At 35.1% G+C, this 21705-nt stretch carries 19 protein-coding genes and 4 pseudogenes; 6 read left to right on the top strand and 17 right to left on the bottom strand.

Going from position 1 to position 21705, the window contains the following annotated elements; translation table 11 throughout:
- Positions 1 to 45: 45 nt before the first annotated feature.
- The 4 genes from ACJ004_RS03550 to rpmG all read right to left on the bottom strand — a co-directional run bounded on the left by ACJ004_RS03550 (position 46) and on the right by rpmG (position 3249).
- On the bottom strand, positions 46 to 267 hold the full coding sequence (locus ACJ004_RS03550; protein WP_410891134.1) for a hypothetical protein: 222 nt from the start codon (positions 265 to 267) through the stop codon (positions 46 to 48).
- A gap of 125 nt (positions 268 to 392) precedes the next feature.
- Positions 393 to 1340, bottom strand: a complete 948-nt coding sequence (locus ACJ004_RS03545) for a metal ABC transporter substrate-binding protein (protein WP_410891133.1) — start codon at positions 1338 to 1340, stop codon at positions 393 to 395.
- Positions 1341 to 1777: 437 nt separating this feature from the next.
- On the bottom strand, positions 1778 to 2977 hold the full coding sequence (locus tag ACJ004_RS03540; RefSeq protein WP_410891132.1) for a GTP-binding protein: 1200 nt from the start codon (positions 2975 to 2977) through the stop codon (positions 1778 to 1780).
- Positions 2978 to 3099: 122 nt separating this feature from the next.
- Positions 3100 to 3249 carry a 50S ribosomal protein L33 gene (rpmG, locus tag ACJ004_RS03535; RefSeq protein WP_410891131.1) on the bottom strand — a complete coding sequence of 50 codons (150 nt, stop codon included), beginning with the start codon at positions 3247 to 3249 and terminating at the stop codon, positions 3100 to 3102.
- Positions 3250 to 3981: 732 nt separating this feature from the next.
- On the opposite strand from rpmG, the pseudogene ACJ004_RS03530 reads away from it, so the two are divergent.
- Positions 3982 to 4143: pseudogene (locus ACJ004_RS03530) on the top strand (TetR-like C-terminal domain-containing protein); the annotation flags it as partial.
- Positions 4144 to 4301: 158 nt separating this feature from the next.
- Here the strand turns inward: ACJ004_RS03530 and ACJ004_RS03525 are convergent.
- The 3 genes from ACJ004_RS03525 to ACJ004_RS03515 all read right to left on the bottom strand — a co-directional run bounded on the left by ACJ004_RS03525 (position 4302) and on the right by ACJ004_RS03515 (position 7321).
- Positions 4302 to 5006 (bottom strand): DUF421 domain-containing protein, encoded by a 705-nt coding sequence (locus ACJ004_RS03525; RefSeq protein ID WP_410891130.1) that lies wholly within the window; start codon positions 5004 to 5006, stop codon positions 4302 to 4304.
- 452 nt (positions 5007 to 5458) lie between these two features.
- Positions 5459 to 6493, bottom strand: coding sequence for an electron transfer flavoprotein subunit alpha/FixB family protein (locus ACJ004_RS03520; RefSeq protein WP_410891129.1), 1035 nt, complete (start codon positions 6491 to 6493; stop codon positions 5459 to 5461).
- Positions 6494 to 7321 (bottom strand): electron transfer flavoprotein subunit beta/FixA family protein, encoded by an 828-nt coding sequence (locus tag ACJ004_RS03515; RefSeq protein ID WP_410891128.1) that lies wholly within the window; start codon positions 7319 to 7321, stop codon positions 6494 to 6496.
- A gap of 335 nt (positions 7322 to 7656) precedes the next feature.
- Between ACJ004_RS03515 and ACJ004_RS03510 the strand changes: the two genes are divergently transcribed.
- The gene (locus ACJ004_RS03510; protein ID WP_410891127.1) at positions 7657 to 8745 is read left to right on the top strand and encodes a low temperature requirement protein A; all 1089 of its coding nucleotides are present in this window, start codon (positions 7657 to 7659) and stop codon (positions 8743 to 8745) included.
- Positions 8746 to 8835: 90 nt separating this feature from the next.
- On the opposite strand, the gene wrbA is transcribed toward ACJ004_RS03510, so the two are convergent.
- Entirely contained in the window at positions 8836 to 9447 is a 612-nt protein-coding gene (gene wrbA, locus ACJ004_RS03505) for an NAD(P)H:quinone oxidoreductase (protein WP_410891126.1), read from the bottom strand.
- A gap of 271 nt (positions 9448 to 9718) precedes the next feature.
- Here wrbA and ACJ004_RS03500 point away from each other — a divergent pair, with 271 nt between their 5' ends.
- Positions 9719 to 11134: a PQQ-dependent sugar dehydrogenase gene (locus tag ACJ004_RS03500; RefSeq protein WP_410891125.1), complete on the top strand. Its 1416-nt coding sequence runs from the start codon at positions 9719 to 9721 to the stop codon at positions 11132 to 11134.
- Between the two features lie 83 nt (positions 11135 to 11217).
- Here the strand turns inward: ACJ004_RS03500 and ACJ004_RS03495 are convergent.
- The 8 genes and pseudogenes from ACJ004_RS03495 to ACJ004_RS03460 all read right to left on the bottom strand — a co-directional run.
- Positions 11218 to 11484: pseudogene (locus ACJ004_RS03495) on the bottom strand (ATPase); the annotation flags it as partial.
- A 479-nt stretch (positions 11485 to 11963) separates the two neighbouring features.
- Positions 11964 to 12089 carry a hypothetical protein gene (locus tag ACJ004_RS03490; RefSeq protein ID WP_410891124.1) on the bottom strand — a complete coding sequence of 42 codons (126 nt, stop codon included), beginning with the start codon at positions 12087 to 12089 and terminating at the stop codon, positions 11964 to 11966.
- 21 nt (positions 12090 to 12110) lie between these two features.
- Positions 12111 to 12491, bottom strand: coding sequence for a VOC family protein (locus ACJ004_RS03485; protein WP_410891123.1), 381 nt, complete (start codon positions 12489 to 12491; stop codon positions 12111 to 12113).
- A gap of 85 nt (positions 12492 to 12576) precedes the next feature.
- Positions 12577 to 13809 (bottom strand): MFS transporter, encoded by a 1233-nt coding sequence (locus tag ACJ004_RS03480; RefSeq protein ID WP_410891122.1) that lies wholly within the window; start codon positions 13807 to 13809, stop codon positions 12577 to 12579.
- Positions 13810 to 13848: 39 nt separating this feature from the next.
- On the bottom strand, positions 13849 to 14874 hold the full coding sequence (locus tag ACJ004_RS03475; protein ID WP_410891121.1) for an ROK family transcriptional regulator: 1026 nt from the start codon (positions 14872 to 14874) through the stop codon (positions 13849 to 13851).
- A 242-nt stretch (positions 14875 to 15116) separates the two neighbouring features.
- Positions 15117 to 15365 (bottom strand): hypothetical protein, encoded by a 249-nt coding sequence (locus ACJ004_RS03470; protein ID WP_410891120.1) that lies wholly within the window; start codon positions 15363 to 15365, stop codon positions 15117 to 15119.
- 33 nt (positions 15366 to 15398) lie between these two features.
- Positions 15399 to 15491, bottom strand: a pseudogene (locus tag ACJ004_RS03465) (YunC family protein); the annotation flags it as partial.
- A 179-nt stretch (positions 15492 to 15670) separates the two neighbouring features.
- Positions 15671 to 16201, bottom strand: coding sequence for a PadR family transcriptional regulator (locus ACJ004_RS03460; protein WP_410891119.1), 531 nt, complete (start codon positions 16199 to 16201; stop codon positions 15671 to 15673).
- 332 nt (positions 16202 to 16533) lie between these two features.
- Here ACJ004_RS03460 and ACJ004_RS03455 point away from each other — a divergent pair.
- A pseudogene (locus tag ACJ004_RS03455) lies at positions 16534 to 17759 on the top strand (cytochrome P450).
- Between the two features lie 169 nt (positions 17760 to 17928).
- Here ACJ004_RS03455 and ACJ004_RS03450 read toward each other — a convergent pair.
- The gene (locus ACJ004_RS03450; RefSeq protein WP_410891118.1) at positions 17929 to 18516 is read right to left on the bottom strand and encodes an AarF/UbiB family protein; all 588 of its coding nucleotides are present in this window, start codon (positions 18514 to 18516) and stop codon (positions 17929 to 17931) included.
- 282 nt (positions 18517 to 18798) lie between these two features.
- On the opposite strand from ACJ004_RS03450, the gene ACJ004_RS03445 reads away from it, so the two are divergent.
- Together ACJ004_RS03445 and ACJ004_RS03440 are read left to right on the top strand one after the other, a co-directional pair.
- The gene (locus ACJ004_RS03445) at positions 18799 to 20694 is read left to right on the top strand and encodes an HAD family hydrolase (protein ID WP_410891117.1); all 1896 of its coding nucleotides are present in this window, start codon (positions 18799 to 18801) and stop codon (positions 20692 to 20694) included.
- Between the two features lie 522 nt (positions 20695 to 21216).
- A complete protein-coding gene (locus tag ACJ004_RS03440; protein WP_410891116.1) occupies positions 21217 to 21402 on the top strand; it encodes a hypothetical protein in 186 nt (61 codons plus the stop codon).
- Positions 21403 to 21705 lie beyond the last annotated feature (303 nt).

Below are 21705 nucleotides of genomic sequence, written 5' to 3'. Positions count from 1 at the left end.
ATTTCTTGAAAATAAAAATTATACAAGTACTTCTTGAATTTCCTGTTATTGAGCCGAAAGCCACTTATCCCAAACTTCAGCGAATACCCCGGTCAAGACAAGCGAAACATGTCCACCTTCATAAACCTCATAAGTTTTATCTTTACTTGAAACAAGGTCCATCACAGGAAGACTTTGCTTCTCTAATATAATTGTGTCACGTGAGCAAGAGAAGACAAAAAGCGGGCAGTTTATATTCTTTAAATCCACCTTTCTACCGCCAATCACCAATTCTCCCTTTATAAGGTCAATGTTTTTTAATGTAAGATATATTTTTATATTTAAAATTCCGATACCAATGACGTTATTAGGATAAAAAAGCTAGGATAACTAATCCTAGCCTCATTTGAGTATTACTCTAAAATAGATAGTTTTAATGCTTCAAGATTTTTTTTCATAACATCTATATAGTCTAGACCTTTTTCTTGCTCTTCTTTTGTTAATCCTTCTAAAGGATTTAAAACTTCAGTTTTAGCACCTATTTCTTTGGCTAACGTCTGAGCGACTTTTGAAGAGGTTAGCTCCTCAAAATAAATAATTTTTACATTATCCTTCTTTGTTAATTCCGTTAATGCCGCCAATTTCCCTAATGTAGGTTCCACATCAGGTGATAAACCTGCTATAGGAATTTGAGTTAAACCATATTGTTTTGCCAAATAACCAAATGCAGCATGTTGTGTGACAAATTCTTTTTTCTGTGCTTTTTCAATCGTCTCTTTATATAAGCGATCTAAATCGGCGAGCTCCGAATTTAAAGCCGCTGCATTTTTTTCAAACTGGTCTTTATTTTTGGAATCTGCCTGTTCTAAAGCTTTAGCAATATTATCAACCTCTTGCTGTGCTAAAACCGGAGATAACCAAACATGTGGGTCTTTGGAAGACACAGACTCAGAATGATGCTCTTCTTCCTCTTCCTCTGATTTTAGGGCATCCATTAATTCAATCCCTTTCGATGCCTCAATAACGTTTAAATTTGTATCATTAATACTCTTTAATACTTTTTCAGTCCAGGTTTCAAAATAACGGCTATTGTAGATAAACATATCTGCATCTTGAATTTTAGCCATATCCTTTGCAGTTGGCTCCCAATCATGCGGCTCTGCACCGTTCGGAACTAAAAGTTCAACGTTTGCTGAGTTGCCAGCCACTCTTTGGGCAAAATAATACATAGGATAAAATGTAGTAACAATTTGCAGTTTTTTGGATCCTTCACTTGTCTTTTCATTTTTTGTTGAAACTGCGTTGGAGCAACCAGTTAAGAACAAAAGAAAAATAATTAATGTACCAATCAGTTTTTTCATGTTTACCTCCAGCATAATAATAATTAGGAATTATTACGATTTAAATAAAATACTTATATCATATAATCAGAGTTTATGAGGTTTTCATAAATCGTAAACATTACGAATTGTATTTTATAATGGATCTTTAATTTAGTCAATCCATTTTTAATGAATTAATTCACTAGGAAAACATAACCATATGATAGGAATGACAATCTCTTTATTTTTAGTTATGCTGTGTTTAACATGTCTGTTGATTTCCGCTCCAATCAACAGAGTGGAAAAATCAACAATAACCTTTAACACAGCCTTTAGTTAAAATAATTCCCTGATAATACTTGATAAATAATTTTAACTAGTATTATCAGGGTTCTTTTTTACAACCTTATGGTCGAACCAATCTCCTTTTAATGTTTTTTTGCCGGGTCATTTGCAGAAAGAGACAAACCGAAATTTTATCCTGCTGTAGTAATGGTCCATACGAAAGGATCATTCATTTGATTCCAATTTTGAGTCATCTCCTCTTCGGTCAATAAACAGCGATCTAAAGAGGCTTTCACAAGATTTTTATCCATGTCGATTCCGATTAGAACGAATTCATTTTTCCGATCTCCAAACTTTTCATGCCAGTCATTTTTTAAAGCAAGGTCTTCCTCTAAATATTGGGTTTGTTGTTCTGGAGGTAAAGATGCTACCCAATAAGTAACAGGCTCTAATTGAACAGATGGTCCTGCTTGTGAGAACAATAAAGCTAGGTCATTCCTGGTTGCGCACCATACTATTCCCTTTGCCCTTACGATTTCAGCAGGCATTTTTTCTACCCATCGATTAAATCTTTCAGAATGAAATGGGATAGGACTTCTATAAACAAAGGAGCTAATACCATACTCTTCCGTTTCTGGCTTATGCTCCGGGGCCTCCAACTCTTTCAACCAGCCAGCAGATTCACTTGCTGCCTCTAAATTAAATAATCCCGTATTTAAAATCTCTGAATTTGGAATTTTACACTTAATGGAACGGTGTAACTTTGCTTCAGGTTGAAGCTTTCTTAAAAATACCTCCAACTGATTTAATTGCTCCTCTTCTAGTAAATCACATTTATTAAGAACTAAAACATCACAAAACTCAATTTGGTCTATCAATAAGTCCGCAACGGTTCGATCGTCATCATCACCTAGTGCCTGGCTTCTTTCCAAAAGGAGGTCCCCTGAGGCAAAATCATGCCAAAACCTGTTTGCATCAACAACAGTAACCATTGTATCTAGTCTGCAGTACTTTGTAAGGTCAATCCCCAATTCCTCATCTATGTAAGAAAATGTTTGAGCAACTGGTACCGGTTCACTGATACCCGTTGATTCAATCACGATGTAATCAATGTTACCAATCTTGGCCAGTCGTTCCACTTCTTTTAAAAGATCTTCTCTTAGCGTACAACAAATGCACCCATTTGATAATTCAACAAGCTTTTCTTCCATCCTATTTAGCCCCCCTCCTTGTTTTACTAACTCGGCATCTACATTAATTTCGCTCATGTCATTGACAATAACAGCAACTCTCAATCCTTCGCGGTTTTGGAGAATATGATTTAATAATGTTGTTTTTCCTGCTCCTAAATAACCGCTTAAAACGGTTACTGGAATTCTTGTGTCTTTCATGGTAATCTTCCTTCCATTTATGTTTTAAATCAAAATCATTACGATTTACAGATTACACTTATACAATGATATAGCGAAATTGCTCCCAGTCATTATAATCATACTATAACTTTCCAAAGTTCCTACTTCGTTTCTCTATGTATGGTGTAGCGTTTCAATCGGGGAGAATATTTCCTAAGTACTAGCCTTTCAGGGTTATTTCTTTTGTTTTTAGTGGTGATGTAATTTCTATCACCTGTTTCTGTACATTGCAGGGTTATTTTTACGCGCATACAATATTTTCCTCCTTATAAGTTTCTTTTTAAATCGAAATCATTACGATTTGAATTTTATATCAATTTTGTTTCCTATGTCAAGGGGAAAAAGCTATCTAGCATTTTTTATCCAGTCATATATCATTTAATTTTATTTGATTAAATATAAAAACATCTAATTCGTGATCAAGATGTGACCAAAAGTGTGACCAGTTTTCTTATATTTTTTATGGGATTAAACAAGTAATTGAGGAGGTTTATGCATACCTCCTCTACTTTACGATTAAATATTTCTCCATATACTCAAATAGTATTAACAAATGGGCAACTCTTTTCAAGAACCCCTGCGAACAGAGATCTAATTGTTATATACGGACCTGTCACAAAAAGTATCCCCGCCCAAACCACACCCTATAGAATTATAATTTTGTGTTCACGGTTATAATAGAAAATTCCTGTTTAGAATATTAATTGGTATACAAAATATTTAATAGAATTTAATAAAAAATAGCAGAACGAAATACAGTCTTTACCTTCCAATAGGAACAAAAGAAATACCGAATTACAAAGGAGAAGAACACCTCTGCACTACTTCATATTTAAAAATCTAAATCTATGACTTCTTCAAAAGTCCTTTTTACTTGATCACTTTCGACTAATTGTCCTTCTTTAATATCTTTCACTTCTTCAGCAGGTTCAATAGCAGGATTATAATTATTTGGATTGGTAACCGGACAGATAGACTCCTTGCTCGCTACTACCGATATCCAAAGGGATATTGCTATTTGGCACGGTTCTTCTGCTCTTATCGGCACGATCGTACCTTGGTTGCGTAGGGACATGCCTTATACACCGCAATTTCTTGCTAAGCAGTTGTATATGCTTTTTCATTTAAGTAAGGTTAATAGGTAACCAACATAAAGAAACGATTATACCAGTTGGACCTTTGGTAGTTGTTAACTACTGGGCTTTTCCAATGCAAAAAAAAATCCCCTTTTGACAAATTCCGGGGATTTTTTGTTCGTATAAACCGAATTGTTGCCTTCCTATTTTCAATTAGCCTTTCCAAATTATTCAACATCTGTAGGTGAAGTTAATTTATCTTCATATTTGTCTACAAAAAGGTAACCATCGCTATTGACTACAGCATAATAAATTTCTTCTATTCGTAAATTTCTTCTTTTGAATTCAGCTTCAATCCACTCACGTTTATAAATGCCGGAAGCGTTCTTTTCGATGATTTTCCCGTCCATAATGAGTTCAACCGGCAGCGACTCTAAGGAATTGGGCAAATTTAAATCTTTTTTTATTACATTTTGAAACGGTATCTTTTTAAGAATGGATAATTCCCCGCTCACTTCTAGTAATGCGTATTCCACTTCAAATATATTAAAGATATCCTTTTCCCTTAAAAGCTGATTAAGGTCGTCAATCGAGAACTTTACCTTTTTCATATTATTGTCTAGTAATTTTCCTTTTTCTATTAGCAGGGTAGGTTTACCAGATAACCATTTTCTAAAACTTCGACTCCTAGAAGATAACACCATGAACAAATAAAACATTAAAACTAATACAAGAAATGAAATTAGAATTTCTTTGAACTTTAAATTCGTATCAAACCCCATGTTCGCTATAAAGGAACCAATTGTAACGGATAAGGCAAAACTATAGTGGTTTTTATGAGAGTTAATATGCTTTCCAATAGCCAGAGTAACGAGTATTAAAAGCATAAAGCTGACAGCTGTTCTCAGAATGGGTATAAGTGTATCTTCCATTTAAATCTCCTGCTTACTTATATTGTTTTTAATCATCTATTCTTTAAAAGACACTAGTTATCTTTCTCTTAGAACAGAATCCATTTATAATCCTTGATCAAAGTAAAAAAATCGAATCGATATTGGCCAATAATATCCTCTTTTAATTAATTTATCTTTCCAATTAGCCCTCTTATTTATCCATCTAGTTAGATTCAATTACGCTTCCTTTTTATAAAAATAAATGAAAAGGATATGTAGAACTAAACTAGCTACTTTTTATTTTGAGAGGAAAAAGGCTGAAAAACAAAATATAAAAAAGGTATATATAGGAAAAAGCCTCATGGGTGAAAATTCACCATGAGGCTTTATTATAGAGTTATCGTGAGTAACACATAATTCATTGTGGGAACTTAAGACTCCGACCTTTTTGAGAATTTCTATTTTATGTGTCTCTCCCTTATATCATTACATCAACCTTCGCTGGTATTGCTTACCTTTTCTCTGGATAAAGCCTTTTTAAACTGTTCGATTAGTATAGGAACGATCTCAAAAGCATCTCCAACAATTCCATAATGACAGGACTGAAAAATGGGGGCTTCTTTGTCCTTATTAATGGCAATAATTAAACCGGAATTTTTCATTCCCACTATATGTTGAATTGCTCCTGAAATTCCGATTGCAAAATAAATTTTTGGCGTTACCGTCAATCCGGTTTGCCCCACTTGATGAGCATGTTCGATCCAACCTGCTTCTACTACATCCCTGCTTGCACCAACCGCTCCTCCAAGAGTTTCTGCCAATTGGTGAATTAACTGAAAACCCTCGAAACTCCCTAATCCCTTTCCACCGGCAACAATGATATCCGCCTCGTCAATTCTTACTTTCTTAACTGTTTCCTTTACAATTTCCAAGACTTTTGTCCGAATATCTTCTTCTTTTAGAGATATCGTTTCTTCAACAATCTTGCCTGTTCTCCCCGACTCCGGGGTAAGTGCCTTCATGACTTTAGAGCGTACTGTCGCCATTTGCGGACGGTATTTTTTACATAAAATAGTCGCCATGATATTTCCGCCAAAAGCCGGCCTGCTCGCCAATAGTAATCCCGTTTCCTCTTCAACATCCAGCTCCGTCGTATCTGCCGTTAAGCCTGTCGGCATATCGGTAGCCACTGCGCTTGCTAGGTCTTTTCCCGTTGATGTGGCACCGAAGAGGATAATTTCCGGTTTATATTTATCCGTACATACCAGCAGCGCCTTCATGAAGGTTTCGGTCCGGTAATGTTTAAAGATAGGTTGATCATATAAATACACTGTATCTGCTCCATATTCAAATACGGTTTTTGTTAAATCCTTAACATTTTCCCCGATTAAAATACCCGCCAATTCCACTCCCCGTTTGTCTGCCAACTTTCTTCCGGCACCTAATAACTCAAGTGACACGGAAGCAACCTCCCCATCCTTTTGTTCAATGAATACCCAAACACCTTTGTAATCTTGGAAATCCAATTACAATTCCCCCTTCATTTCAAACAGTTCTTTCTTTTCAAGAAGGACTGAGAGCAATTGCTCTACTTGTGCCGTTGGGTTACCTTCAAGGAACGCTCCCCCTGCTGGTTTTTGCGGAGCCCATACTTTAGAGACAATCGTTGGGGATCCCTTCAAACCAAGCTGCTTCACATCTACCTCTTCCAGGTCGTCAACAGACCAGATATGCGGTTTATATCTGGCAGCTTTTATCATGTTTGGAAGCGGAGAATACGGCACTTCATTGATTGTTTTTTCAACAGAGAACAAACACGGCAATGTGGATCGAACGACTTCATATCCGTCCTCCAACTTGCGATGAACAATGGCATATCCTTCCTCTTGATTGATTTCCACTACTTTGTTTACAGAAGTCAGCGGTGGAATATCAAGCCTTCGTGCAATTCCGGGCCCGACTTGCCCTGTATCTCCATCGATGGACATTTTTCCGCAAATAATCAGATCTATCGGCTTCGTTTTTGCAATTTTTTCAAGTGCCTTTGATACGGCATAGCTGGTTGCCAATGTATCCGCACCCGCAAACCGGCGGTCCGTGATTAAATAGCCCTCATCGGCGCCTATTTCAATGCACGTTTTAATCGCGTTAACCGCGGGAGGCGGTCCCATCGTTACAACGGATACGATTCCCCCATACCGATTCTTTAGACGAACCGCCTCTTCAACTGCATGGGTATCATACGGATTCAATATCGCAGGCGCCGTCCTGCGGTCCATCGTGTTTGTTTTTGGATTCATTTTGATAATTTTGGTGTCAGGCACTTGCTTGATACAGGCTATAATATGCAGCATTTTAACCCTCCCTTTTAATTAAAAATGCACATGGTTCCTTTACTTACCGTAATATGAAACTTTCCAGCAGTATTCCGAATAAAAAGTCTTTTTACACCCGTTTACATTTACTTTATTAAAGGAGATGTCCCTACATTCGAATTTTCTGAAAATATATATGAAAATGTTGCAAAAATAAAGCCAACCTAAAAAAAACCTCACGAGTGGAGGAACCACAGTACTTTGTAACCTGGTTGTAATGTGCTCTAAGGGCCTTATAGTTAAACGATTTAATTTAGTATAATGGACATAATAATATTTTTGAAAATAATATCATCAGAAATAGGAGTATTAAAATGGTAGAAAAAAAAGTAACCTGGCTAGAACTTTTTTGTGACCTTTTATATGTCGCAGCAATTTCCAAGGCAACCCATGTATTACTGAGGGTTAATGAAGGAGAGGTTTTATTTGTAAATTTACTTAAATTCAATTTAATATTTATTCCGGTCTGGTGGGCATGGGTCGGACAGACAATGTTTGTGAACCGTTTTGGAAAGGACAAATTTCATCAAAGATTTTTAATCATTTTCCAAATGGTATTTGTGTTAATTTTAATCTCTAGCTTATCGGTTGATTTTGATCGCTATTATATCCCTTTTTTAGTTGGATTCATCGGCGTTAGAGTATTAACTGCATTTCAATACTTTTTGGTTATTAGAAAGGGAAAGAGGGAACAAAACAAGGCTGCGTATTATTTAGCAACAAGGTTTTGGATAGGTATTTTTATTTCAAGTTGCTCGATATTCTGTTCTTCGTGGTTTAAATATGTGGTTCTTTATATAGGAATTATTGTTGACATTTTTATTCCTCTATTCGGTAGGAAACACCTAGTTAAACATCCGGTTAACACTTCTCATTTATTAGAACGTTTTGGACTGTTGACGCTTATATTATTGGGAGAATCTATTATTAGCATTTTATCTGTTCTTCATCCCCAGATTGGTAGGTGGAATGCCATAGGATACTCTGTATTGTCATTCTCATTAATTATTTCATTTTGGTGGCAATATTTTGACAATCTTGAGAAAAAAATTGATAAGGCTATCAAAACAACGGGACAAATGATCCTTTATGGACATCTCTTTATTTATATTTCTTTAAGTATGATTGCTGCTTCTATTCAACTTTTATTTAATGAAGAAATTAGCTATTATTTCATACTTAATTTTATCTTTGGTGCAGCTTTAATTTATTTTTTATCAACGACCTTAGTATTTCATAAATATCGGTATGAAGATCAGAAGCTTAAGATATTTCATTTAAGTCTGTTCTTAAGTATTATTCTCTCTTTTTACATTTTCGACATTTTTATACCGGTTTCGGGTATAATCATTTTACTTCAAATTAATGTGTTTTTTGTTATCTATGCTAAAGTTTCAACATGAAAAATTGTCCTTATATACCCTTCTCAAATTTCAAAATAAAGAAAAAGCTAATCGCGAAGTTTCCGATTAGCTTTTTCTTTATTTTGAAATCTATTGATTGGCTTTTTTCACCCATTCTGCAACTGTAACTGTACGTTTTGCTTGGTGTTTAACTGCTGCCTGTACATCTTCTATCATTTTACCATCTTGACCAACAGTAACACTTGTCCCATATGGGTTACCACCAGCTCCAAATGTAACTGGATCTGTATAACCAGGAGCAGCGACAATTGCTCCCCAATGATACATGGTGGTATAGAGTGATAAAATCGTTGCCTCTTGACCACCGTGAGCATTTTGTGCTGAAGACATTGCACTTACTACTTTATTTACAAGTTTCCCATTAAACCAAAGACCACCTGTAGTATCAAGGAATTGTTTCATTTGTGATGGCATATTACCAAATCGAGTCGGTACACTGAAAATAATGGCATCTGCCCATTCTAAGTCGTCTAATTTAACCTCTGGTACATCTTTTGTTTTTTCAACTGTAGCTTTCCAAACAGGATTTCCTTCGATAGCTGATTGTGGAGCTAGTTCAGGCACTTTAAATACTTTCACTTCTGCACCTGCTTCTTTAGCACCTTCTTCTGCCCATCTTGCTAGTTGATAGTTTGTTCCACCCATGCTGTAGTAAATTACTGCTAACTTTGCATTCGTCATTTTAACTGTCTCCTTATTAGATGAATTCCAAATAATTTGTATCCCACCTATTATTTCTATCTTATAAATTCTGCATTCATTTATTAAGCAGCTTTTTTGAACTCAGTTGAATCTTTGTGAAAAATCAATTGGCTTACTGACCCAAAGATTTTTTCTGGTGCGGAAAATGGGGCTATACCTTATCAGATTCTCCAGCCCTAATTTGGTACTATTAGAATAGTTCCAATCATAATCTTATAAAAGAAAACAATTAGAAGGAGTGTAAAAGTAGGTGAAAAAAGTTAAGGTTAGTTTACGACCCATAGTTAGTAAGATAAATTTACCCACTGTTTTGAAAACAACTATCCTTCCGGGCGACTCAATTGAAAGATTATTTATTGCAACCCAGGTAGGAGAGATCTTTTACATAGGAAACGGCGCTATCAGTACTTTTTTAGATATTCGCCCGCAAATCATAAAACTAGGTGGTTCTAATGGTGGTTATGATGAACGGGGATTGCTAGGGCTAGCGTTTCATCCCGAATTTTATTATAACGGACTATTTTATCTTCATTATTCAGTAGCTGGAACACAAGGCCCAGGTGCTCTTTCTGAATCCTTTAACCCTAACCCGTGTGATCCCGGAACCTTAAACAAAAGGTGGATAAATAGAGAAACTCAATATGATCATATTGATACAGTGGAAGAATGGATTTTACAATCAAATGGTCAACCTCAAAAACGACGGACGTTACTTAACTTGAGAAGACCTTTCATGAATCATAATGGTGTCAATAGCTTAAACTTTTCACCTGAAACAGGAAAACTTGTTTTAACAACCGGAGATGGTGGATCAGGCTATGATCCATTTAATTTAAGTCAGGACGGAATGGAAATCGCTGGTAAAATACTTGAAATTGATGTAGTTAAGAATACATTTATCGATAATCCACCCGTAGTCACACGTTTGAATGAACTTTCCGCACCTATTCAGGAAACGCTTACGGTAATTGCCAAAGGGGTCCGCAATATATCAGGCATTTCATATCAAAGGTATTATAATCAGTATATTAAATATGTGGGAAATGTCGGACAGGATCTGGCAGAGTCGATTTTTTCATTCGTTCAATATAAACCAATACCGGTTACTCAGCTTGTTCAAGCTTCTTTAAGAAACACCGAACCTGACCAAGAAGGATTTATTAACTTTGGCTGGCGAGGTTGGGAAGGTGCTTCTCCTACTTCGATTATAAGGGGCTGCACTCAAAATCCGAAATTGGATGAAAAAACCATTGCTTATTACGATGAAGCAATAAAAACTTCAACGAAACGTCTTCAGCCTTTAACTAGTTATTTTCATAAAGATCCGCGCCCAGATAAGTTTGGAGGAACTGCACTTACAGGAGTCCGGGCATACATGGGGAACGGAATCCCCGATTTAACGGGAAGCGTTGTGTTTACCGATCTTGCCCGAAAAGAAGAATCCCGACCTCCGGTTAGAGGGGCTTTAGCTTATACCAGGGTAAGAACAGATGGTAAACTAAGTGATTTTAGTGTGATCGATACCGATTATGATTTTGGGTCTCAATCCGCTTATTATGTTAGTTTGGGAACGAATCTGGATCAAACCAGACTATATTTAGGGGTTTATGGCTCTATGAAAGTGACTGATTTTAATCAAGGTACTGTTTTTGAAATTGTTCCATGATACTTAAATTCGACTTATTACCAGATAATTCTGCTGTATCTAAACATTTCACTAAATTTTTTACCGAAACTAAGACTAATAACTTACAACTTTTTTGATCCTCTTTCAATTGCAAGTCCCTTAATATAACGTTTCATAAAATGCTCAAATCCCTCTACATCCTTTTGATCAGGGGACATTGTTATACCATTCTTTTCGGCAAATACTTTGTAGCTTAAATACTCTTCCAACGTTTCATTATCGGCTTTGTTCATCATATAAGATGCAAGCAGGGCAATCCCCCATGCTCCGCCTTCTCCTGCGGTTTCCATTACGGAAACAGGAACATTTAGAGCACCAGCCATAAAGCGAGAACTATTCGCTTTATTCTAAGATCTGCTAAAGTTAATTCATTAGCACTATAGCTTTTCCAAAGGATATCGCTGAAGTGTCGGAACTTTTTATATAAAGAGGCAACATCAACTTGCCCATAATACATTGGGAGCGTTTCTTTCAGCGCGTTAGAAAAAGGCAAAGGTGATCATGTAACGTATCGTCCAGATCATAAAAGATTGCTTTTATATCCAATTTATTTCCCTCCTTGTGTATTAAAAATAAATCAAATCATAACCTTTGTAATTGTAAATGAAATGAGTTTAGATCAGTTTGGCTTCATGAAGGTATAGTTAAATAAAGAAGTCAGCCACTACTCAATATATGTTTTACCACATAATTCATAATAAAAAAATCCATAACCCCAGTGCTTCGAATTTTTAAGCACCGGGGATATGGATCAATAAGATTTAACCTTCAGACTTTTACTGCACACTAAGAGTTGACGCTTGATAGTTTACTGGTAAGTATATGAATCTGCAGCAGTGGTTGTAACTGTTTGCTCATACCAAGTGTAATCCCCAAGAATAGACGGCGCTAGCCAGCTGGTGAATGTAAAAGTAATACTCTGGTTTCCTGCCAAGCATTATTCCCTTACCACCTATTACACAGTCAATTCTATAAGATTGCCTTCTAGGTCTTCTATCACACTCTCATAGTAACCGTCCCCAGTAACACGAGGACCATTAACAAGGCGATAACCATCATTTTGTAAGCGAGCTGTCATTTGGTTGACGGACTCCTTGCTTCCTAGGGAAATTGCAATATGAGCCCAGCCAATCGTATCGTCCAGATCCGACTTATCGACGCCTGACTTACACATAATCTCTAAACGTGCACCCCCGTCAAACGTTAGAAAATAAGATTCAAATTCCTTGTCTTTATTATGATACTTTGAGTTTGCAGTCCCATTAAAATACGTTTCATAAAACCTCTTCATACCCTCTAAGTCTTTGACCCAGATTGCCACATGCTCTATTTTCATCTCACTGTCACTCCTCAAATGTTGTTATATTTTTACCTTTTTTAAAATTTTTGCGGGTGGTTAAATAACCTATTAACCCCCCCGATTAAATTACTGTGGAGTTGTTATTTTCTACTCTTATTAATTCGTTCCTATTCAATATGGCATTTAATTTTTCAGAACCCCAAAGCATTATTGCAATAAAACCTGCAATGACAAATGGGAAGATTCCTATTGTTGAGTGTGCTGCAAGGAAACCAAGAAGAGGGGGGAGGAACGTGCTACCTGTATAAGCAACAGCCATTTGATATCCCATAATTGTTTGAGAATGTTTTTGTCCAAATCGTATTGGCGTATCATGCAACATACATGGAAATATCGGTGCTAATCCTAATCCAACCATAATAAAACCTACAAGCGAGAATGTGGATGGCAAAGGTAGGAGTAGAAGTGCGGCACCAACTAATGCTATTATTTGCCCCATCCGAATTAGTGTACGGTTACCTATTTTTAAGGTAATAAAGCCTGTTATTAATCTACCGATGGTTATTCCTGCGTAATACAAGGAAACCCATTTTGCTGCAACATCTACCGATAAATCTTTAACATTTACTAGGAAACTACTTCCCCAAAGTCCCATCGTTGCTTCTGCGCCACAATAAAACAAGAAAGATATCAAAGCCAGTTTAACTCCCCTTATTTGAATGGGTTTATGATTTTCAGCATCAGCTCCATAAAATGTACTATTTGTGTTTTCTAGCTCTATAGTTGCGTTAACATTACTGTTTCCTCCTACCTTATTCCATAAAGGCAAAGTGAAGAAAAGAATGACAACTAACACAAACTGCAGACCAGCGATGGCAAGATACCCGCTTCTCCAAGATTGTTGCCCTGAAATAAACTGAGCCATAATTACGGGACCAAGTGTAGCCCCAACTCCCCAAAAACAATGGAGCCAACTCATGTGGTGTGCTTTGTAATGTGAAGCTACATAATTGTTTAATCCCGTATCAACTGCACCTGCACCCAATCCAAGTGGTATGGCACAAATAAACAACCAAACAAGCGAAGGAGCAAAATGAAACCCAAGCAGTGCTCCAGCTGTCATTAAACAACTGAAAAATGTGACAATGCCAGTTCCGAATCGATTAAGCACAGCTCCGCTAAAAAAACTGGAAATGATCGTTCCACCAGCTATCGTCATAAAAAGCAATCCGGCTGTCTCTAATAGTGCTCCGAACTCCGATTGCATCAAAGACCATGACACTCCCAACAATGAATCCGGTAAACCTAAGCTGATAAAAGCCAAATAAATAATTACTAAAAAGAATGTAGCCATGTAACCCCGCCTTTTAATTTCAATAGGTATTGATTTGTCTTAGCTGCTAATTTCTGTGATCATCAGATTAAGACCAAGACTTTGTAATCCAAATAGATAATCTTGTTTCCAATCACTCATTATTAGTTCTGGAAGATGCTCTGCTGGAATATACTTTGAGCTTCGTTCTACAATTTGGTCTATGATGAATTGATTAACTTCATCATCGCAAAAAATAATTGTGCGAGGGTTAATGATTGCTACAAATGAAGCTACCAACCTGCTAATGGCGTCGATCTCATATTCCTCACATAAAATTGCTTTTTTAGACCGGTTTCCATTTTCCAAAGCCTGCCCGAAATTTCGGTCATCATACTGTGGAACGAATGATACCTCTCCTGAAAAATTAGTGCTTCCTCGCACCACAACCCCATTTACAATGATCCCAGCACCTGGACCATTTTGACCTGAATATAAATAAATGAGAGATTTATTTTTCTTGATTCCCTTACTATCGTAATAACCAAGCACTGCCGCATTCATATCGTTTTCTATTACAAATGGTATTGAGAACTGATTTTCCAAGTATCCCTTCAAATCAAAGCTTTGAAGATGCTCATAACCTGGTATATAAATAATCCGTCCATTATCAACGGAACCAGGTACACCAATGGCTACAGATTTGATTTTCGGATATTTCTCTATTAAATCTTCAACATACTTAGTTAATATTTTTAAATCGTCATCTATTAATGCACTTGATGTTTTACCAACATCCTTTACTTCTCCTAAACAGTTAAAGACAATATAATTTGTCTCTGTTCTCTCTAAAAAGATCGCCAACCCTAACATATACTCCGGATTGTATGCATATCTTTTTGCCCTTCTTCCACCACTAGAATCATCAAGACCGACTGAAATAAGTTCACCGTCCTTTTCCATCTGTGATAAGAATTTACTTATTGTAGGGAAACTAATTCCTAATTTATCGCTAAGTTCTACTTTGGTTGCACTTCCAAGTTCTAGAAGAGATTTACGAATACCGCGAAGGATTTCCGTTCTCAACGATTTTGGAGTCGTATTCACAAGGGTCACCGCCTATTAAAATGGAGTTATTAAAGAACTTTAATAACTTTCTAACAAAAACACTTATTAAAACTCTTTAATAAGTATTGAACAAAAAACTTATTAAACCTCTTTAATAAGTGATGTTCATAATATATCAGATAAAGTTACCGAAAACAATGGAGATTATTAATTGAATATTGTTAATTAAAAAGAATATAAAGGCTACTTGGTTCGCAAGTAAGAAGTAGAAAAGGTCATCATTAAGCGAATGAAGACCAAAACTTCATAAGAAAGCCGAAGAAAAGGTTATCATCAAGCGAATGAAGACCAAAACTCCAAATGAAAGCCGAGGAAAAGGTCATCATTAAGCGAATGAAGACCAAAACTTCAAAAGAAAACCGAGGAAAAGTCATCATTGATGATCTTGCCGCTAGAATTGTCAATTCCCCGCCTTGAAAGCCTCCTGTCACTTCATCGAGCTTTTTGATTGGCGTAATCGCACTTCTCAAAGTGATTTGTTCATCCTAGGGTGCCTCATAGATCCGATCGGCTAATTTTTCATTTAAAAATTTAACATTTAAAGCTCCGCACATAATATAATCCTTATTATTGGATACAGACAGCAGAGTGGTTTCTACTGCGGCTAACCCCATCCCACTTGCAGCGCCTGTAATAATGGCAACTTTGTTATATAAGCGTCCCATTAAACAGCCTGATTTCAATGACTTCTTTAACCAAAAGAAAAAATAAGCGAATAAAATTGTTATACAGGATGCCTATGAATATCGCAAACAGAGCCATGCTGCTTTTTATTTCATTGTTCGAACCGATTTATAAAAGTTAAGAGCTTTTCCATCCAATGAATATTATGTTCTGATTGACTAAATGCATGTTCACTTATAAATTGAACCGCCCTCTGCTGTTTTTCATCAAGTAATTCAATTCGTACTTTAGCCTGTTTATATTCATCCCAACGATTCTTTTCTTTTTTTATAGTTTCCTCAAGATAAAAAGCTACCTTGACTGGATCAATGTATTTTAGCAGATAAATGGATATGTACAAATCTTCTATCTTTGAGACTTTTTTAAAGCTGTTATAAATCTCTTGCTCAAGAAAACGTCTTCCTTCCTGAGTAATCCCGTACAGGGTTTTGTTTGGGCGATTGACTATCTGAATTGTTTCGACAGGTTCAATGAGTCCTTTTTTCTGTAGTGCCTCAAAGTTATAGTAAAATTTTCCTTCACTTATTTTTATGGGAATTACATCTAGTAATGCTTTCTTTAATTGATAGGGGTTGCTATTTTCATTAGCCAAAATCCCGAGTATAAATAACGAAAGAGACATAGGAAAATCTCCTTTCTTATAATTAGTTCTTTAAACCCTTAAATTTTATCATAATAGTCATCATCATACCTCCTTTCATCTTCATTCTTAGCAGCTGAAACGTTACTTTTCTTAAAATATAAAGCTTCTGTAAGCGTGTAACGCAAGAGTAATAAAGCTCATTTATATAATTTTGAAACAGAACAAAAATAAAATTCTTTAGTGCAATTTACTCTATAAAAACTGCTCTGATTAGAGTAATTTAAAATTAGCATTAGACATGAAGTAATACATAATTAACATTAACCATTATTATTACTTTGTGTAAATTCAGTTATAGGAGGAAGAATTTTATGAATAAAGAAGTAATTCCAATGAATGAAATCACAAATTTCCAATCACGTACGGAAGAGTTTTTTCCTATTAATTGGTACAAAGAAATGCTTCACAATCATCCTGTTTATTATCATGAAAAAACAAATACATGGAATGTGTTTAAATATGAAGATGTTAAACAGGTGTTAAGTAACTATGAATACTTTTCAAGTGAAGGTCCAAGAACCACAATTTTTGTTGGAGCTAAAGACCAACAAGAAAAAACTTCACCTATTATGAATATTACACTTTTAGACCCACCTCAGCACCGGAAAGCACGCTCCTTGTTAGCAGCTGCATTCACTCCCCGCAGTTTAAAAAACTGGGAGCCGCGTATTCAACAGATTGCAACCGAACTTGTGGAAGCCATACAAGAAAACTCTACTGTTAATATTGTGGAAGACTTGGCTGGGCCATTACCTAGTCTAGTCATAACGGATTTATTTGGGGTACCGGTACAAGATAGGTATCAGTTCAAAAAATGGGTTGATATCCTTTTCCAACCTTATGACAAAGAAAGGCTGGAAGATATTGAACTGGAAAAACAAAATGCTGCAAAAGAATATTTCCAATACCTTTATCCGATTGACGTTCAAAAACGTTCGAACCTTTCGGATGATATTATCTCTGATTTAATCCAAGCCGAAGTAAATGGCGAAAGGTTTTCGGATGAGCAGATAGTACAAACCACAATGTTACTTCTAGGTGCCGGGGTTGAAACAACAAGTCAGCCAATACTTTCTATTCATTACTCTATGATGACCAGTCATTATATGGAGAACTAAGAGATAATGTTGAATTAGTACCAAACACAGTCGAGGAAATGCTCCGTTATCGTTTTCATATGTCAAGAAGGGATCGTACTGTTAAACAAGATAATAATTTATTAGGCACTGAGTTGAAAAAAGGAGATGTTGTCATTGCGTGGATGAGTGCATGTAATATGGATGAAAATATGTTTGACGACCCGTTCTCTTTAAACATTCATCGTTCAAATAATAAAAGACATTTGACATTCGGAAATGGTCCACATATCTGTTTAGGTGCGCCTCTTGCACGATTAGAAATGAAAATTGCTCTTGAGGCATTCTTACAAAAGTTTTCTCGAATCGAACCGGTAGAAGGTTTTCAATTAGAAGAAAATTTAACTGCTTCAGCAACGGGACAGTCCTTAACTTATTTACCGATGAAAGTTTATAAGTAAAGATAAAAAGTCATTGAAAATATGATATTTCAATTGGGGAACACCAGGTTAATTCTGTTGTTCTATTTTTTTTTCTTGTTAAACTAATGACCTATTTTAAAATTCATTAATCTTCTTCACCTACAAGAGCCCAAACACTTTTTAATGGTAATTTATTAGAAAACTTCATTTATTTATCTTTACTATTTTTCATCAAATTTTGCCATTCCCAATATAAATCCGGATCCATTTCCTTCAGATGATCCAGGAACAGGTCCAACAGGTATAATCTGGCTAGGCTTTCAAATAATTTAATGGGCCAAGCTTGCAGACGTTTCATTGAATTCACATGGTCAACAACTTTAATTTCTCCATCATCGGTTACGATAAAATGGCGAATAGCTGCATCAATCCGGGTAAAACCGATTCTTTTCATTTCCTTGAATATAAATACAAGTTTTTTAGCGATAGGTTCAGGGATAGTCCCTATTGACCTAAGATATTCTTTCAATGGTTGTCCCTTGATGTACTCCATTACAATATAGTTCTCCCCTACTTCAAATACTTTGGGAACAATCGAAGAATCCTGACCTGCGTTTAGTGCTTCACTCTCTCTCAGCCAGTGTCTTTCTCTAGCATACACCTTTATACATCGGTCATCGGAAATCCTGAAAACTGCCCCCTGCACTCCTTTGCCGATCAATTCGTAATTGGTCGGATTTTTTATTTCCAGTCCATTTTTTGTTTTTTTAATAGAGATGCTTTTAAAATTATCCATATTTCCCAGTCCTTTTTAACTAGAATATTGTCCGAGCTATACTTACGTTACGGCGATTAACCATTGTACTCAATAAAACTGATAATTGAGAGGTCATTAAACTTATAAAATAACGAAAAAAATAGGATGGATTGGTTTATTCAAATAATTTTCATTAAAACTTGCCGGCTTGCCCAAACCTCTATTGGACAAGCGAATAAGATACAAGTATCTCATGTGTTTTTGAGGTATGTATTCGTTTGGCTGGCATTTCCCTAAAAAGAATAGGAGGAATATTTATAAATGGAAGACCCTTTAAATACAACAGAGCTGCTAAAGTTGCCATATTTAGATGGATCTGAGTCGAGAGTATTAAACCGGCCTTCAGCACTTGAATTCGCTAGAGATCTCTTAGCATATGATGTCATTTCATTTGATATTTTTGACACTTTATTATTAAGGCCTTTTGCCCAACCACATCATATATTTATGATATTAGGAGAAAAACTTAACTGTGTGAATTTTATGTCTATACGTATGGAAGCGGAAAAAGAGGCGCGAGACCAAGCAGAAATAAAGAATGGGAATAGGCAAGTAACTATCTATGATATATATGAAATTGTTGAGTTAAGAACAGGAATTGATAAACAATATGGAGTGCGGTTAGAGGTTCAAACAGAATTAGAGTTTTGTTTTGCAAATCCATATATGAAAGATGTTTTTGAAATACTTAAATCACATAATAAGAAAATAATTGCTATTTCAGATATGTATTTAACAAAGTCAATGATTATACAATTACTGGAAAACTCAGGTTTTAGTGTTATTGATGTTTTTGTTTCTTGTGAGAACAATTGTAGTAAACGAGATAAACAGTTATTTAAAAAAGCTCTGCAAAAATTAGGTAATGATATAAGGATGGTTCACGTCGGAGATAATTATGAAATAGATATTAAAAGCGCTCAAGAATTCGGAATTGCGACAAGATATTATAAAAATGTTCATGAGACAGGAAATCAATACCGTGCAGACACTTTGTCTGAACTAATTGGTTCCACATATAGCGGGATCGTTAATACTCATTTGCATAATGGTAGAAAGCAATATACACCCCATTATGAATATGGTTTTATTTATGGTGGATTGTATATATTGGGCTATTGCAAATGGATTTATGATTATGCAAAACAGAATAACATAGATAAAGTTTTGTTTCTTTCAAGGGATGGGGATATTTATCGTAAAGTATTTAATTTTCTATACACTGATATGGACAATGAATATGTTCTCTGGTCTCGAATTGCCAATTTGAAATATACCATAGAAAAAAATCGATATGATTTTTTGCAACGAATGGTAAAGCATAAAGCACAAAGTATATTGAAAATTACTATAAAAGGGCTTTTAGAATCTTTAGAGTTAAGTGAGTTGGTTGATTTATTGGCTCATTATGATTTAAAAGAAGACGATTTGATTCATAAAGGAAATGTAAATATAATTCAAGCATTTTTTATAGCAAACTGGGAAACTGTTGAAAAAAAACTTTCTGAGGATAATGCAATTGTTAAAGAGTATTTTTTAAATATCATTCAAGGTAGTAAAAAGGTTGCTGTCGTTGATGTTGGTTGGGTTGGGTCTGGAGGATCAGGGATAAAATATTTAATTGAACAAAAATGGAAATTGAATTGTGATGTTCACATATTAGTAGCTGGAAGTAGAACATCTAACCATACTGGTATTCTTAGCCAGATTTTGAAAAAAGAAATAGTCGCTTATATTTTTTCTAGAATGTATAACAGAGATTTATACGATATCCACTCAAATACTAAACATAATAATGTATATTTTGAGTTATTTACACAGGCTTGCTATCCATCATTCTCTGGTTTTAAGAAAACTGAAGAAGAGTTTAAATTACTTTTTGATGTACCAGAAGTGGAAAACTATAAAATTTATGAACAAATTCATTCTGGAATATTCGATTTTGTCAAATTATATAACAAGATGTTCTCAAATTTTGAATATCTATTTAATATATCAGGTTACGATGCGTATCAACCTTTTAGAATGATAATTAGAGACCTTCGATTTATAAGAGAATATTTTGGTGATATAGTTTTTTCCCGAGGAGTGATTGCAGATACAGAAAATCAATCCTTCGAAACATTGGGTGAAATCATGGATAAAGCTAGTCTCTAAAATGACATTTTAAGGGTGTATGCTTGTTTACATTTAGATTCGGAGTGAACACGATGATTTTGTACCATGTAGTAACAACCTAGCAGTTGTTGAACTGTTTAATTTACAAAGAACTATTTCATAAGGGACAAGTTTGTTACATTTTAATATCAGAATTTATTAAAGAAAAATATCCACATATTATGCAAATGGAAGGTCTCTTTTTTGATAAAATCCTTGTTTTTAATATAAAGGAATTCTTTAACGATACCAAAAATAATAGTTTAAATAACACTAGAGAAGCAGTTGGAAAATAGAATTAATTGATGATTTTAACAGTAATACTTTGCCAGAATCTAAAGAGATATGTAATTTTTTAAAATCCGTTGATAGAGATTCTATTATTATTTTTATAAATTCTTGTAAGAAATATCTTTTCTATAATTACCCTAACAGAGAAATATTTGAGAGTATAGTGCCTGTTGAAATTCATCATCAAAGCACAGTCGATTTGTTTATTAAAAAAGGAAGGAGTAAAGGAATATGATCAATCAACACTCTTTTGAAAAAACACTGACAGGTTCAAATGAAATTATTAAAGTAAAGGCAATGTCAGAAGAACAGTTAAGAATTAAAATATTGGAAGGAATATTAGAGGCAACAGAAAAAAGATTGGAACATTATATTAAGTTGGTATCCGAACTGAGAGAAAAGTTGAATTTAAAGTGAGTTTAGACTGACTTCCTAGATCCGCTTTTCTAATTCAAAAAAACACAAAAAAAAATAGGCGGAAATTAACATTTATTCTCAAAAAACGCTAAATTTTGGATTCTTCCCTAGTATTCGATTCCAAAATTAAATTGCCGTCGGAAAACATCATTAGGTAATACAGAAACTTCGGCCATTATTTTTTCTTCCAAAACCTCTAATTGTTGTTCATTCATTTTTTTCCTCCTGTTATCCTTTGTTTTGAAGTTTATAAATTCCTATCACACTTTAAACATATTGAAAAGGATAAAAAAAAGACCGAGT

Source organism: Neobacillus sp. 204 (assembly GCF_046562815.1).
Classification (GTDB): Bacteria; Bacillota; Bacilli; order Bacillales; family Cytobacillaceae; genus Neobacillus.
This window is presented reverse-complemented; position numbering and strand designations above follow the sequence as displayed.

Excerpts from the sequence above, each read along its gene's own strand:
- ACJ004_RS03480 (WP_410891122.1), bottom strand. The coding sequence starts at position 13,809 with ATGGCTACATTCTTTTTAGTAATTATTTATTTGGCTTTTATCAGCTTA.
- ACJ004_RS03450 (WP_410891118.1), bottom strand. The coding sequence starts at position 18,516 with ATGGATAATTTTAAAAGCATCTCTATTAAAAAAACAAAAAATGGACTG.
- ACJ004_RS03440 (WP_410891116.1), top strand. The coding sequence starts at position 21,217 with ATGATCAATCAACACTCTTTTGAAAAAACACTGACAGGTTCAAATGAA.
- ACJ004_RS03485 (WP_410891123.1), bottom strand. The coding sequence starts at position 12,491 with ATGAAAATAGAGCATGTGGCAATCTGGGTCAAAGACTTAGAGGGTATG.
- ACJ004_RS03525 (WP_410891130.1), bottom strand. The coding sequence starts at position 5,006 with ATGGAAGATACACTTATACCCATTCTGAGAACAGCTGTCAGCTTTATG.
- ACJ004_RS03545 (WP_410891133.1), bottom strand. The coding sequence starts at position 1,340 with ATGAAAAAACTGATTGGTACATTAATTATTTTTCTTTTGTTCTTAACT.
- ACJ004_RS03510 (WP_410891127.1), top strand. The coding sequence starts at position 7,657 with ATGGTAGAAAAAAAAGTAACCTGGCTAGAACTTTTTTGTGACCTTTTA.
- ACJ004_RS03445 (WP_410891117.1), top strand. The coding sequence starts at position 18,799 with ATGGAAGACCCTTTAAATACAACAGAGCTGCTAAAGTTGCCATATTTA.
- ACJ004_RS03540 (WP_410891132.1), bottom strand. The coding sequence starts at position 2,977 with ATGAAAGACACAAGAATTCCAGTAACCGTTTTAAGCGGTTATTTAGGA.
- wrbA (WP_410891126.1), bottom strand. The coding sequence starts at position 9,447 with ATGACGAATGCAAAGTTAGCAGTAATTTACTACAGCATGGGTGGAACA.
- ACJ004_RS03460 (WP_410891119.1), bottom strand. The coding sequence starts at position 16,201 with ATGTCTCTTTCGTTATTTATACTCGGGATTTTGGCTAATGAAAATAGC.
- rpmG (WP_410891131.1), bottom strand. The coding sequence starts at position 3,249 with ATGCGCGTAAAAATAACCCTGCAATGTACAGAAACAGGTGATAGAAAT.
- ACJ004_RS03515 (WP_410891128.1), bottom strand. The coding sequence starts at position 7,321 with ATGCTGCATATTATAGCCTGTATCAAGCAAGTGCCTGACACCAAAATT.